Origin of the sequence: Micromonospora sp. URMC 103, from assembly GCF_051386435.1 — a bacterium.
GTDB lineage: Bacteria > Actinomycetota > Actinomycetes > Mycobacteriales > Micromonosporaceae > Micromonospora.
Window position 1 is genome coordinate 442093 of sequence record NZ_JBPQTR010000005.1, and the last position, 12510, is coordinate 454602.

General features: G+C 71.5%; 8 protein-coding genes. 4 read left to right on the top strand and 4 right to left on the bottom strand.

Annotated features, from left to right (window positions below; all coding sequences use genetic code 11):
* Positions 1–24 precede the first annotated feature (24 nt).
* Positions 25–1695: a glycosyl hydrolase family 79 C-terminal domain-containing protein gene (locus ACSNOA_RS15245; RefSeq protein ID WP_436658942.1), complete on the top strand. Its 1671-nt coding sequence runs from the start codon at positions 25–27 to the stop codon at positions 1693–1695.
* A gap of 75 nt (positions 1696–1770) precedes the next feature.
* Positions 1771–3213, top strand: coding sequence for a glycoside hydrolase family 28 protein (locus ACSNOA_RS15250; protein ID WP_436658944.1), 1443 nt, complete (start codon positions 1771–1773; stop codon positions 3211–3213).
* Between the two features lie 665 nt (positions 3214–3878).
* On the opposite strand, the gene ACSNOA_RS15255 is transcribed toward ACSNOA_RS15250, so the two are convergent.
* Complete coding sequence (locus ACSNOA_RS15255) at positions 3879–4634, bottom strand: PIG-L deacetylase family protein (protein ID WP_436658945.1); 756 nt, start codon at positions 4632–4634, stop codon at positions 3879–3881.
* A gap of 83 nt (positions 4635–4717) precedes the next feature.
* On the opposite strand from ACSNOA_RS15255, the gene ACSNOA_RS15260 reads away from it, so the two are divergent.
* Positions 4718–5617: an alpha/beta hydrolase gene (locus ACSNOA_RS15260; protein WP_436658946.1), complete on the top strand. Its 900-nt coding sequence runs from the start codon at positions 4718–4720 to the stop codon at positions 5615–5617.
* 80 nt (positions 5618–5697) lie between these two features.
* Here ACSNOA_RS15260 and ACSNOA_RS15265 read toward each other — a convergent pair whose 3' ends face one another.
* The 3 genes from ACSNOA_RS15265 to ACSNOA_RS15275 all read right to left on the bottom strand — a co-directional run bounded on the left by ACSNOA_RS15265 (position 5698) and on the right by ACSNOA_RS15275 (position 11540).
* Positions 5698–6456, bottom strand: a complete 759-nt coding sequence (locus tag ACSNOA_RS15265; protein ID WP_436658948.1) for a hypothetical protein — start codon at positions 6454–6456, stop codon at positions 5698–5700.
* Between the two features lie 378 nt (positions 6457–6834).
* Positions 6835–8004: a sugar phosphate isomerase/epimerase family protein gene (locus ACSNOA_RS15270; RefSeq protein ID WP_436658950.1), complete on the bottom strand. Its 1170-nt coding sequence runs from the start codon at positions 8002–8004 to the stop codon at positions 6835–6837.
* Positions 8005–8093: 89 nt separating this feature from the next.
* A complete protein-coding gene (locus ACSNOA_RS15275; RefSeq protein ID WP_436658952.1) occupies positions 8094–11540 on the bottom strand; it encodes a ThuA domain-containing protein in 3447 nt (1148 codons plus the stop codon).
* Positions 11541–11816: 276 nt separating this feature from the next.
* Between ACSNOA_RS15275 and ACSNOA_RS15280 the strand changes: the two genes are divergently transcribed.
* Positions 11817–12503 (top strand): hypothetical protein, encoded by a 687-nt coding sequence (locus ACSNOA_RS15280; protein WP_436658954.1) that lies wholly within the window; start codon positions 11817–11819, stop codon positions 12501–12503.
* Positions 12504–12510: the final 7 nt, after the last annotated feature.

Here is a 12510-nt window from a genome sequence, read left to right on the forward strand (position 1 = left end):
CGGCCACCACCGCAAGGAGAGTCGATGAATCCGCACAACAACGTGAAAAAACGGTCGCCGCGCGCCACGACATCCGATCGCGTACGGCCCCGCTTCCTGTGCCGGTCACTGCTCGCCGGCGCGCTGGCGACCGGGCTCGTGGCGGCCGGTGCCCTGCCCGCCACGGCCGACACCGCCGCCGCGACGAGCCTCACCCTCACCGCCACCGTGGACGGACGCAACGCCGTGCTCAGCGGCGAGTTCCAGGGCTTCTCGGTCGAGTCGGCGGACTTCGCCCACGGCTACCTGACCCGGGAACGGATGGCCGAGCGGCTGCGGACGCTCGGCCCTCAGGGCGTCATCCGGCTCGGGGGCTACTCGATGGACCTGGTGTGGCCCGCGTTCGGCGAGTGGACCGACATCCCGGCCCCGCCCGAGGCGATCGGCGGCACGGTCGACCAGAGCGACCTGGACCACCTCAAGGAGCTGCTCGACGCCACGGGCTGGAAGGTGACGCTCGGCGCGCCGCTCAAGACGGTCATCGACCCGTCCAAGATCAAAAACCCGACCCGGGACCCGTCGCCCGACGTCAGCCTGGAACAGGTGGTCGCGGAAGTGAAGGCCGCGCACGAAACCCTGGGCGACGACCTGCTCGGGGTCGAGCTGGGCAACGAGTACGACAACGTCACCACCCTCACCGAAGCGGAGCTGTGGGAGACGGCGAAGCAGTACCGGGCCGCCATCGACCAGGCGCTCCCGCACGCGAACCTGAAGGTGATCGGTCCGTCGGCGAACACCGCGAAGACCAACTCGCGGCTGGAGGGGTTCGTCTCCGCCGCGCTCGCCGACACCTCCACCGAGCCGAAGCAGGTGCTGGCCGAGCTGGCCTCGCACTGGTATCCGTGGAGCCACTGCGGCTCGTCCCGGGTGACCATCGAGCAGCTGATGTCCCCGCTCACGTACACCAACACCCGCAGCAAGCTGGCCGGCATCATGGCGGTGGACGACCAGCTGGGCGGCACGGTCCCGGTGACCGTCAACGAGTCGAACAGCGCCTCGTGCAGCGGCATGCCGGAGGTCAGCAACTCGTACGCGACCGCACTGTGGTCGCTGGACTACCTGCTCCAGGCGGCGCAGAGCGGCGTCGACCGGTTGCAGTTCCACACCAACACCACCGGCGTCTGCGGCGACTTCAAGCCGCGTGACTCCGCCGACTACCCGATCTCCTACCGGTACTACGGCGCGTTCTGCGCCGCCGACCAGGCGGCACTCGACGCGGACGAGCTCTCCGCGAACCCGCTCTACTACGGCATCTGGGCGTTCCGGCAGGTGCCGCAGGGCCGGTTCGTCGACCTCGACGTCGCCGACGAGCACCTGGACAAGCTCCGCGCCTACGCCGTCAAGGGGAAGGGCGGGGCGCTGACCGTGGTGCTCATCAACGTCCAGGACCCGGCCCGGGCGGAGAGCACGCAGGACGCGGTGACGCTGAACCTGCCCGCCGCATACCGCACCGGGAGCCAGGTGACGCTGCGCAGCGCGGCGCCGGAGGGGCTCGCCTCGCTGGACGCCGGTCGGATCTCTCTGGGTAACCAGACCGTGGCGCCCACGGGCGTCGCCAGCGGCACGCCGCAGGCGGTCGCCGTTCCGGTCGACCACCGGTCGGCCACGGTGACCGTGGCGCCAGGCACGGCGCAGATCGTCACCTTCTCGCACTGAGCAACGGCCGGTCCCGCCCCGGCGGGACCGGCCCCCCGTACGGATCCTGTGCCAGCCGACGCTCGGGAGAGTGCAATGACCACGGAACACAGCAGGCGCAACGTTCTCCGCTGGGCGGCGGCGACGGGGACCGCCGCCGCCCTGACGCCGATGATCGGCAGCCCCGCCGCGCAGGCCGCTCCGACGCCTGGCGGCAACCCCTGGGCCCGGGCCCGGTACATCAGCGCCAAGGTGCGGCGCCCGCACTTCCCGGACCGCTGGTTCAACGTCACGCGGTACGGTGCGGTGGGTGACGGCGCCACCGACTGCACGGCGGCCATCCGGCGGGCCGTCGCGGCCTGCCACGCCGCCGGGGGCGGCCACGTGCTGGTGCCGGCCGGCCGCTTCGTGACCGGCCCCATCCACCTGCTCAGCAACGTCGACCTGCACGTCACCTCCGACGCCGTGGTGCTGTTCAGCCAGAACCCGGCCGACTACCTACCCGCCGTGCTGACCCGGTTCGAGGGCGTCGAGCTCTACAACTACTCGCCGCTGATCTACGCCTACGGCCAGGAGAACATCGGCGTCACCGGCGCCGGGGTGCTGGACGGCCAGGCGGACAACGCGCACTGGTGGCCGTGGAAGGGCAAGCCGGAGTACGGCTGGAAGCCCGGCGACCCCAAGCAGGACGACGCCCGGGCTCGGCTGTTCGCGATGGCCGAACAGGGGGTGCCGGTCGCTCAGCGGGTCTTCGGTGAGGGTGACTACCTGCGGTCGTCGTTCATCGAGCCGTACCGGTGCCGCAACGTGCTCATCGAGGGCGTCACGATCGTCCGCTCCCCGATGTGGGAGATCCACCCGACACTGTCGACGAACGTCCTCGTCCAGGGCGTCACGGTCGACTCGCACGGCCCGAACAACGACGGCTGCGACCCGGAGTCCAGCCGGCTGGTCGTCATCCGGGACTGCACCTTCGACACCGGGGACGACTGCATCGCGATCAAGTCCGGGCGCAACGCCGACGGGCGCCGGGTCGCCGTGCCCAGCGAGGACATCCTCGTCGAAGGGTGCCTGATGCGCGACGGCCACGGCGGCGTGACCATCGGCAGCGAGATGTCCGGCGGCGTCCGCAACGTCTTCGTCGACGACTGCGAGATGTCCAGCCCCAACCTGGACATCGCACTGCGGTTCAAGACGAACTCGGTTCGCGGCGGGTTCATCACCGGCTTCCACGCCCGCGACATCCGCATCGGCGAGGTCGCCGGCGCGGTGATCGACATCAACTTCTACTACGAGGAGGGCCCCGGCTACGGGTTCAACCCGTTCGTCGGCGACATCGACGTCCGGGACCTCACGGTGCGCTCGGCCGGCCGGGCGCTCAACCTCCGCGGCTATCCGGATGCGCACATCCACGGAGTGACCCTCACCGACGTCGACTTCGGCACGACCAGCCAGCCCGACGTGGTGGAGTACGTGGACGACCTCGTGCTACGCAACGTACGGGAGAACGGCGTGCCGCTTGAGCTCGCCCCGGCGTGAACAGGCAACCGGGCAGCGGCTGACCGAGCAGACGCCCGGTTGTGTGCCCGGACGCCCCGGCCCTTGCCCGCCCTCGCGGGGGACATCGCTCACGGGAGCGCGCTGGGCGCGTCCCTGGGACGGCGCATGGGGTCTCCACGCTCAGCGAGGCGTCGAGCCGGTGTCGACCAGGCGGGTGTGGTCCGTGGGGCTTGACCCGGCCGCGCTTCCTGGTCGCCGCCGTCCTCGCGCTCGCGCTGCCCCATCGGCCCGTTTCCTGACCTGGCGCGCCACGACCGGTCGGTCGCCCGTCAGTGATGGTCGCGCGGGTGCTGCGGCGGCGTGGCATCGTCCGGTGGTGGCGGTGGTGGTTGCCTCGGGCTGAACCCGTAACGCACCAGCCAGAACACGATGATCGCCACAAGGACGACGATCAAAAAGAAGCATGCTATCCCCCCGGTGATGCCCATATCGCGAAATTATCGTGCTGTGCACAGCAGGAGACTCGGTTTCGCGGATGCTCGATCCGTTTGGCGGCGGCCTTGATCACAGATGACGACCCGCCCCTGCTGGCGGCTGCCCCGATGGCGGCGGCGAGCGTGCGGTCGACTCGCGACGTGGACCGGCGGTTCGCGGCCGGCACCGCCCCTGCGGGTAGTCCCAGGCGCAGCGGGTTTCGACCTGGCTCAGAGCCAGGGTGGTGGGCCCTCGAAGGTCAGGGCGTGCACGTCGAACAGGACCGCCGCCTCCACGCCGAGCGCCGGTCCGCCCTGGCGGGCGGCCCACGTGAGGAACGGCCCCGGTTCGGGGCCGTCCATGCCCAGCCCCCTGGTGTACTCGGCGTGCGCGGCCAGCGAGGCGATGCCGCGCTGCAGCGGCTCGCCGGTGACGTCCACTCCGTGGGTGGGGTGCTCGGCGCCCGCGAAGCAGACATAGCGCACCCCACCCCAGGGCGGGAACCCCTCGTCCACCAGCTCCGGGAAGATCCACCGGTTGCCCGCGTCCCGGGCGGCGTCCAACGTGGCCAGCCCCACCGCCCGGTGGTCGGCCTGGTTGGTCAGTCCTCCCGCCATGCGGACCGTGAAGGCGCCCGAGACGATGACCTGCGGCCGGTGCCGGCGGATCGACCGTACGATGTCGCGGCGCAGGTCACGACCGTACTCGACGACCCCGTCGCGGTGGTCGAGGAACTCGACGACGTCCACGCCGACCTCGCGGGCCCCGGCGCGCTCCTCCTCCTCGCGCAACGGCGCGACCTGATCCGGGTGCATGGCGTCGATCCCGGCTTCGCCCCGGGTGACGAGCAGGTAGGTGACCTGCTTGCCCTGTCCGGTCCAGCGGGCGATCGCCGAGGCCGCGCCGTACTCGATGTCGTCCGGGTGCGCGGCCACCGCGAGGCAGCGCTCCCAGTCCTCCGGCAGCGCCGGCAGAAGCTCGTCCACGTCCACACGGTAATCGCCCCTCCGCCGAGCCGGCACCGCCGAGCGGGCATGTGGACGCTCGCCGTGCGGGCGATACTGGGCGGGTGGATCGGAGCCGGCTGCACCCGCAGGCCCGGGCGGCGATGCAGGTCCAGCAGCGCGTCCCGCTCACCCGGGCGACCCTGCCCGCGGCGCGGCTCAGCATGGTCCGGGCGACCCGGGACGAGGTGGGCAGCGGCCCGGCGATCCGGTCGGTGACCGCGGTCGACGCCGGCGGTGTGCCCGCCCGCCTCTATCGCGACGGCGATCACGACGCCGCGCCGGTGGTCCTCTACGCCCACGGCGGCGGCTGGGTGATGGGCAGCGTCGACACCCACGACGGCCTGTGCCGGCAACTGGCGGCCGCGTCCGGGTGGGCCGTGCTCTCCGTGGACTACCGGCTCGCCCCCGAGCACCCGTACCCGGCCGCGCTGGACGACATGGCGCACGCGCTCGCCTGGCTGCGCGGGCCCGGCGCGGCGCAGCACGGCCTCGACCCGGGCCGGATCGCGGTGGCCGGTGACTCTGCGGGAGGGCACCTCGCGGCCGTGACGGCTCGGCGGGCCCGCGACGAGGGGATCCGGCTCGCGGGACAGCTCCTCGTCTGCCCGGTCGTCGACCCCGCGGCCGACTACCCGGCCCTCGACGACTACGGCCTCGACCGGGACGAGATGCGGTTCTTCTGGGACGCGTTCGCCCCGCCGGCAGTGGACCGCACCCAGCCGGACCTGGACCCGCTGCGGGCCGATCTCACCGGCCTGCCACCCGCCGTGATCATCACCGCCGAGCTGGACCTGCTGTCCGCCGAGGGGGAACGGTACGGGGCCGCGCTGCTGGCGGCCGGCGTACCGGTCACCGCGGCGCGGTACCAGGGGCTCATCCACAACTTCCCGCGGAAGCTGGCCCTGTTCGACGCCGCCCACGTCGCCTTGGCGCAGCTGGCTGCCGCACTCCGCGCCTGGTGAGAGGGCGCACCCAGCCCGCCCCGGACGACCGGCTACGGCTGCTGTTCACCTGCTGCCATCCCGCCCTGCCGCGCAGCGAGTTATCCGACGCAGGACCGAGGCATGAAGGCCCACGCGATCCCGGCGACGAAGCGGTTCCCGTTCCACTTCGCCATGATCCACTGACGGTCCTTGGTGACATAACGGATGTCGATGCGCGCTCCAGCCGGCGCGGCGCCGAGCGGATGGACCGCAACCGCCGGTCCGGACCCGTACGCCCCCGCGGCACCGATGTTGCCGTAGGCGGGGCAGGTCGAGCGGGCAGTGGTGGTCTTGAGCCCACCACCCTTGTTCTCGCTCCAGACGCCGTACGGGCTACACAGTGGGTCGACGTCGTTGGCGGTGCAGAAGACCCGCTCGGAATGCCACCAGCGCAGCTGGTCGGGAGACCCGTCCGCGTTGCTGGAGCCGACCACGCTGGGGCCTCCGGCGCAGCTTGAGGAACTGAAGCCGGTGCGCTCGATGGCGAACTTCCGGGTGCCGTAGGCGTAGGCGCAGCCGTCGAAGCTGCCGCCGGCATAGCCCCAGGGCCACCGGGTGATGCCCTCGGTGTTGCCGGCGCTGGCGTCGCCGGTGTCGCGGATGTCCATGTGGTCGAAGCTGGACTTGGCGACGCCGTCGGCGAAGACGAAGTCACGGGCGAACAGGTAGCCCACCATCGGCCCGTTGGCCTTGTAGCTGAGCAGCACCCACCCGGGGCCCATGCCGGTCTGTGCCCACGAGTCCTCAGCCGCGGTTTGCACCCGGTTGACGCCGTACCCCCACGCCCTGGCCGGCGTCGGCGCGCTCAGGACGGCCACGGCCATCACCACAGCCAACGCAAGAACGGACCGGATCGCACCACGCCGCCAAACCATCGCCACTCCTCAATCGGCCTTGGCGGCAAGTTACATCCAAGACGATAAGTCTGGCAATATTCTACGTAAACCTCACCGGTCCCGGAACCGAACACGTCGCCTTCTGGCGCGGGATCGTCCGGCACTACGGCGACGAGCGTGACGCGTAACGTCCGACCGGACGTCTTCCTACGTCAGCCGGTACACGCTGGATCGGGACGAGTGGACCGAGGGCTTCGTGTCCGTTCCGGACACCGACCAGGCCGACCATGCGTCGTCGTACGGCCAGGGTCGGCGGACGGATCTCGCCGGCCCGCGGGTGTCGCGGGCCGGCGAGACCGGTCAGTAGCGCAGCGCGCGGAGGTTGGCGTAGCTGTCGCAGGCCGACGAGACGCCGTCCGGGCGTGGGCTGTCGTTCTCGGTCAGGTAGTACCGCACGCCCGCCATCGCGCTGTAGGCGAAGATCCGTGCGAAGTCGATGGTGCCCTCGCCGACGTCGGCGAACGACCCGTCGGCGGCCATGTCCTTGACGTGGAACAGCGGGAACCGGCCCGGGTACTGCTTGATGAGCTCGACCGGGTCCGCGCCCACGCTGGAGGCCCAGTACAGGTCCAGCTCCATCGCCACCAGGTTCGGGTCGGTCTCGCGCAGCAGCACGTCGTAGCCGCGTACGCCGTTTTGGGGTGTGAACTCGAAGCCGTGGTTGTGGTAGGCGACGGTGATGCCCGCCTTCTTGAGTTCGGCGCCGGCGGTGTTGAGGGTCGCGGCCACCTCGGAGTAGTCGTCGAGCCCCCACGAGCCGGAGCCGGAGATGCGGACGTACCGGGCGCCGAACGCGCGGGCGTTGGCGATGACCCCGTCGATGTTGTTCTCCAGGTCGCCGAGCCCGATCCCGATGGACGGCACCGACAGGCCCGCGCCGGCCACCACCGGCGCCAGCGCCGTCGCCGTCTTGCCGTAGAAGTTGTCCACCCCGCCGGACGGTTCCGCGTTGCGGTAGCCGCAGCCGGCCAGGGCGGCCAGGGTGGCCTCCGGCGCGGAGGGCATGGTGGCCCGCACCGTGTAGAGGACGAGACCGATCCGCCCGTCGGGCACCGCGCGGGTGCCGGGCGTCGGCTGCGGCTCGCCCACCGAGGAGCGTGCCGCAGCCCGGACGATGGTGCGGCTCTCGTAGCCGGTGAGGACGCCGTCGCGCTTGAGCGTGGTGACGATCCCGCTGACCGTACGAACGAAGCTGCCGTGGTCGAGGAACGGCGCCTCGGCCCAGATCGTGTCCATGAGCGTGCAGCCGTCGCCGAGGTCGTAGTTCGGTATGCCGGAGTCGGCGCGTCCCTGCCCGAAGAAGACCGTGGACGACGTGGTGTAACCCCACGGGCAGGCGTCGGTGCCGGCGGTGGCGGCCGACGCCGGAGCCGGTGCCAGCGGCAGGAGCGCGGCGGCTAGCGACGCGGCGAGCAGATGACGTGTCCGTCTCGACCGGCGGCCGGACGGGCGGGCGGAGGTCAGCTCCATGATCTCTCCCAGGGTGGACGTGGACAGGTGGTGGAGCGGGGGCCGGTGGTGGCGGGGCGGTGGTTTCGCCTCGCCACCACCGGGGAAGGTCAGCTCACCGTGACGACGACGATCGAGGACAGCGTGGCCCCGAGGTTGTCGGTGACGGTCAGCCGCGCCGTGTAGGTGCCCCTGCGGGCGTACGTGTGAGCGGCCTCCGCCCCGTGCGCGACCGGCGTGTTGTCCCCGAAGTCCCACACGTGGTCGGTGATGGTGCGTCCGCTCGCCGGGGACGCCGTCGCGGTGAACGCCACCGGCAGCGGCGCGGTGCCGGTGGTGGGCGTAGCGGTGGCCGACACCGTGGCGTCGGTCTGTTCCCGCACGCCGGGGCCGTCGAAGCGCAGCCAGTCCAGCGCCATGAGGTCCGGGGTGCCGCCGGTCTGGTTCGGGTTCACGAAGACCAGGTAGAGCGTGCACGTCCGGCCCGGATCGGTGACGTCCACGGTCGGTGAGACGACGTTGTCCCAGCCGCCCGTGCCGCCGATGGTGGCCCGGCCGAGCAGCTCACCGGTGGGGGAGTCGGCGCGCAGCTCGATGTCGCCGCCGGTGCTGCCCGACGCGACACCGAAGGTGACCGAGTCGATGTTGCGGAGGTTGACGGGCCCGAAGCTGATCCACTCGCCGTCGTCGATGTCACCGATGCGCTTGCCCGCGCTGGCCGTGGGCCGGTCGAGGACCTGGATGCCGCTCTGACCGTCGAAGTGTTCGGCTTCCTTGCTCCTGGTCTGCAGCTCCGCGCGGGTCGAACCGACCAGCTCCGGCGCGCCGGCCGCCCCGCCGTCGGTGTACTGGGCGGTGAGCACGGTGTAGAGGTTCTGGCCGGGGCCGTGCCCGTCACCGCCGCCGCTCTCGGTGATGGCCACCCCGCTGCACCCGATGTAGTTGTCCAGCGGATGGGTGTGCGAGTCGTGGCCGAGCTGCGTCTGCACGACCACCTTGGAGCAGTCGATGGCGCCCTCCTCGGGATCGCTGACCGTCACCGTGTACGGGATGCGGTCACCGAAGTCGAAGAACGCGCCGTCGGGGACGCTGAGGGTCACCGTGGGACGCGTGTTGCCGGCGGTGATCTCGTGTACGGCCACGGCGGTCTGCCCGTTGGTGGCGGTCACGGTGAGCCGGGCGGTGAAGCGGCCTGCCGTGGCGTACGTGTGGGTCGGGTTGGCGTCGGTGGAGTCGACGCTGCCGTTGCCGTCGAAGTCCCACGCGTACTGGATGGCCGTGCCGTCCGGTCCGGCGGAGCCGGCGCTGGAGAAGGCGACGGTCAGCGGCGCGGGCCCGCTGTCCTTGTCGACGGTGAGCCGGGCCACCGGGGGACGGCTGTTGGCGACGTAGTCGATGCGGTAGATGCCGGCGCCCTCGTTGCTGCCGCCGCGACCACTGCCGCTGCCCTCGCCGAAGTCGATGACGTAGAGGGAGCCGTCGGGGCCGAACTCCGCGTCGAACGGCTGGATCCACGACATGTCGCCGAGGATCCCGTTGATGGACTGCAGGTCACCGGGCTGGGTGGGCGCGAAGCGCGGGTCCGCGTAGGTCTGGTTGGTCTCGTGGATCGACAGCGTCTTGAACCAGCGGCGGGTCAGCTCGTAGACGATCCACTTGTCCTCGTAGTACTGGGGAAACTTGGTGAGCCGCTTGTTGGCCGGGTCGTAGTCGTAGACCGGGCCGCTCATGGGGCCGCCGCCGCCCGTGCCGAGTTCGGGGAACTGCGGGGAGGCCGAGTAGGCGTACCAGACCAGGGCCGGCCGGGTCGGGGGCAGGTTGGTCAGGCCCGTGTTGTTGGGGGAGTCGTTGACCGGCGCGGCGCAGTCGAACGTCGGCCCCGACGTCGAGGTGGCGAAGTCGTAGTCGTTGAACGGGGTGTTGTTGCCGATGCAGTACGGCCAACCGTAGTTGCCGGCGCGGGTGATCCGGTTGAACTCGACGGTGCCCTCCGGGCCGCGCGACGGGTTGGCGGAGCGGGCGTCGGGACCGTAGTCGGCCAGCAGCAGCGCGTGGGTCTTCGAGTCGACGGTGATGCGGAACGGGTTCCGCAGACCCATCGCGTAGATCTCCGGCTTCGTCTTCGGCGTGCCCGGGGCGAACAGGTTGCCCGGCGGGATGGCGTACGTCCCGTCGGCGCGGGGCTTGATCCGCAGGATCTTGCCCCGCAGGTCGTTGGTGTTGCCGGCGGTGCCCTGCGCGTCGTACGCGCGGCGGCCGGGCCGCTCGTCGATGGGGGTGAAGCCGCTGGACTCGAACGGGTCGGTGTTGTCGCCGATGGCCGCGTACAGGTTGCCCTGCCGGTCCATCGTCAGCGAGCCGCCCATGTGCGAGTTGGCGCGGGCCTCACCGCGCCACGTCGGGATGGTGAGCAGGCGCTTCTCGGAGTCGAGGCTGACGCTGTCGCCGGCGACGGTGAACCGGGACAGGTTCAGCCGTTTCTCGACCCGGTCGGACCAGAGCAGGTAGATCCAGTTGTTCCGGTCGAACTGCCGGTCCAGCGTCATGCCGAGCAGCCCGTCGGACTGGCTGGTCTGCTCCGGCGTGTAGTCGAAGTCCAGCAGGGTGGTGACGGCGAGGGTGTCCTGGTTGATGACCTTCAGCGCGCCCGTGCGCTCGATGTAGAACACCCGGCGGTCCGGCGCCACCGCCAGTTCGAACGGGTCGGAGAGGTCCTGGTCGACCAGGGGGATCCGCTCGAAGTTGGTGGTCCTGGTGGCGCCGCAGTCACCGGGGACGGCGCCCGCCGCCCACCGGATGCCACCGAGCAGGTGCTGGAGGAACGCGGGCTCCCGGAACGACGAGGCGCTGTGCCCGCCCGCGGTGTACCAGGAGCGGCCGCCGTCGTAGTTCTGGCACCACGAGTACGGGTGGTCGACGCCCTCGTCGAGCCCCGGGATGCCGTCGCCGACCTTGATCTGGGCGAGCGTGTGCACCTTGCCCGTGGGGTTGGTCCGCCAGTTGTACCACTCCTCGCTGCGTTCCCACAGCTCCGGCAGGTTCTTCGTGGAGGGGTGGGCGTGGTCGAGGACCTTGATCCGGCCCGGGAAGGTGCCGCCGGTGGCGGAGAAGTCCGGGTGGTTGTCGAAGATGGCCCCCACGAGGCCCTCGTACCAGGCCCAGTCGCGCTCGCTCGCCGACGCCGCGTGCAGCCCGACCCAGCCACCGCCGTCGCGGATGAACTTCTGCAGGGCGGCCCGTTGCGCCGCGTCGAGGAGGTCGCCGGAGGCCGGAGTCGAGTTGGTGTTGTTGAACACGAGGGCGTCGAAGCGGGCCAGGTTCGCGTCGGTGAACGCGGCCGCGTCGGTGGTCGCCTCGACGGCGAAGCCGTGCTTTCCGCCCAGTCGCTGGACGGCGGCCACGCCCGCGCGGATGGAGTCGTGGGAGTAGTTCGTGACCTTGGAGAACACCAGCACCCGGAAGGTCGGGGCGGCGGTCGACGCGGTGGCCGGCGTGCCCGTGAACACGAGGGCGACGGCCGTGAGCAGGGCGAGAAGTAGCGGGCGGCGGCGTCTCATACACGCGCTCCTCAAAGGGGGACGGGAGTAGGAAAGCGCTTTCCAGCTCCTCACCCTACGAAAACCATTTCTGTCGGTCAATACGTTGCGCGTGGTGTTCCGCCGATTCCGGCTGATCGCCGGCCGGCCTCGGAGGGGAACCGCCCGTCGGGGCCGGTTCTCCGGCGCCCGCGGCACCGTCCACGGCGCACGTTTTCGGCGGCGCATCGCCGTGGCGTTTGTCGATAGCATCGCCTCGGCGGGCAGGCGACGGTACGGGGGTCGGGCGTGGAGCCGATGACGCGACACGAGAGCGGGCGGGCCGAGGACGCGCCCCGGCTGGTACGCGACGCCGTGCGGGACGTCGTCGGTGAGGTGGCCCCCGACGAGCTGGTTCTCGTCGACGCGCTCCGGCGTCACGACGACGACACCGCCGTGCGCCGCCTCTCCCGCGCGCGCCGCTCCCGCGACCTGCTCGGCTTCGGGCTGGGCGAGGCCACGGTCCTCGTCACCGCCCTGGTGTGGATCGCCCTCGACGAGGTCGTCCGCACCGCCGTCGGCGCCGGGATGGCGAAGGCCGGCACGGGGCTGCGCGGCTGGTTGCGCGCCCGACTCGGCCGCCCGGCGCCGCCCCGACCGATGCCGGCGCTCACCGCCGAGCAGTTGCGTGCCGTCCAGGACCGGGTGCGCGAGCTTGGCGTGGCGGCCGACCTCACGCCGGAGGCGGCGGCCCTGCTGGCGGATCGGGTGGTGGCCCGGCTGGCGCTGGCCACGGCCGACGAGCCGGCGCCGTCCGGCCGGGGGAGGACCGACGAGCCGGCGCCGTCCGGCCGGGGGAGAGCCGACGAGCCGGCGCCGTCCGGCCGGGGCGGGGCCGACGGTCCGATGCCGTCCGGTTCGGACAGAGCCGATGGACCGGCACGGTCCCACCCGGACAGCGTCGAGGGGTCGGCGCCGTCCGGCTCGCACGACGACCAGCGGTAGCGCCGGG